This is a genomic window from Ancylomarina subtilis (assembly GCF_004217115.1).
GTDB classification, from domain to species: domain Bacteria; phylum Bacteroidota; class Bacteroidia; order Bacteroidales; family Marinifilaceae; genus Ancylomarina; species Ancylomarina subtilis.
Window position 1 is genome coordinate 1 of sequence record NZ_SHKN01000011.1, and the last position, 1505, is coordinate 1505.

The window sequence follows — 1505 nt, forward strand, 5'->3', positions numbered from 1 at the left end:
CCCATTAGCGCCGATGGTACTGCCGAAAGGTGGGAGAGTAGGTCGATGCCAACCTTTAAGCGTCTTATTCCTCATGGAGTAAGACGCTTTTTTTAGATTTAAATATTATTCAATAGGAAAAAGGTTTCTAATTGAATTAAAATATAAGTCAACCCTGGTGTTGATGACAGTTTCAGGTATCTATAGCAATAGGGTTCCACCTCTTCCCATACCGAACAGAGTAGTTAAGCCTATTAGCGCCGATGGTACTGCCGAAAGGTGGGAGAGTAGGTCGATGCCAATCTTTAAGCGTCTTATTCCAATTAGGAGTAAGACGCTTTTTTTATGGTATAAAGTCAAAAATCAATTAGGAGTTGATAATTACGAATTGCTTCTTCCGTAGATTGGGTTGATAATTGCATCTGAGATGGTCCAGCTAATTCGATCTCAAATCAATTTCTTAATAATTCGAAATTAAAAACCTTTGACATAAGCATTTTGGCTTTATTAACTTATTTTTGTTTTTAATCTTTATAATTTTGTAGATCATTATCAAAACATATCGAATTGAAAGCATTTACTAGTAAAATTCTTATCGGGTTGTTTATTTCTTCCCTAGTTTATTCATGTGCAAACATGGGATATCCAGTTGGTGGACCTAAGGACGAAGAATCTCCTGTAGTTAAAGAAACAATTCCACCTAATTTTTCAACTGAAGTTGAAGGAGGAAAGGTGAATATCTATTTCAATGAATTTGTACAGTTGAAGGAGATTAATGAAAAATTCGTAGTATCTCCTCCTCTTGATAGAAAGCCGACTGTGAATTTACGTGGCAAATCTATATATGTTGATATGGGTGATAGCTTAAAGCCAAATACAACTTACACACTTGATTTTGCAGACGGTATTGCTGATAACAATGAAGGAAACCCTTTAGGTAATTTTCAGTATGTATTTTCTACCGGAAAGAGCCTTGATTCTTTAAGTATACAAGGACATGCCGTAGATGCCTTCACAAGGCTTCCCTTTGATATTATACTTTAAACCTCATAAAACGAATCCTAAATTTGATTTTTTCAAGAGGTTTTTCTTTTTTACCCTATCCGTGCGTCTTCTTTTTATATAATAACTCTTCATCTCAAATTTAAAATCATAGAAAAATGCCTTTATTGAGAAAAAAAAAGAGGCAGAAAATATGCTGATTTACTTTTTCTGAATCTAAGAAATAGCCCCAGGAAAGGCCTGTACCAAGAAATTTAATTTCTATTTATACGAATACTTTAAGCTGGAAAAAATCTAGAGTCTAATTAATCGATCTTTTCCCTTTATAATCCCTCTGGAGATACCTTAGTTTTGGGTCTATAAAAGCAGGAATATAATCTTTTTTGAAAATAATGGATACTGCTTCTCAGCGCTTTAAGATTTAAATTAAAAAAAGTGGATCTTCGCATTAGGAAAGTTGAAATAAAAAGGTCTATATTTGCACTCGCTTTAAGAGAGAGGCGCTGATCTTTGAATCGTTTGTA

The 1505-nt window shown here is 33.9% G+C and carries 1 protein-coding gene and 1 rRNA gene; both read left to right on the forward strand.

The features are described from left to right. Positions 1 to 172: 172 nt before the first annotated feature. Positions 173 to 283 (forward strand): 5S ribosomal RNA (gene rrf, locus EV201_RS16300). A 332-nt stretch (positions 284 to 615) separates the two neighbouring features. Then, the gene (locus tag EV201_RS16305) at positions 616 to 1023 is read left to right on the forward strand and encodes an Ig-like domain-containing domain (protein WP_130308710.1); all 408 of its coding nucleotides are present in this window, start codon (positions 616 to 618) and stop codon (positions 1021 to 1023) included. Positions 1024 to 1505: the final 482 nt, after the last annotated feature.

Excerpts from the sequence above, each read along its gene's own strand:
- EV201_RS16305 (WP_130308710.1), top strand. The coding sequence starts at position 616 with ATGGGATATCCAGTTGGTGGACCTAAGGACGAAGAATCTCCTGTAGTT.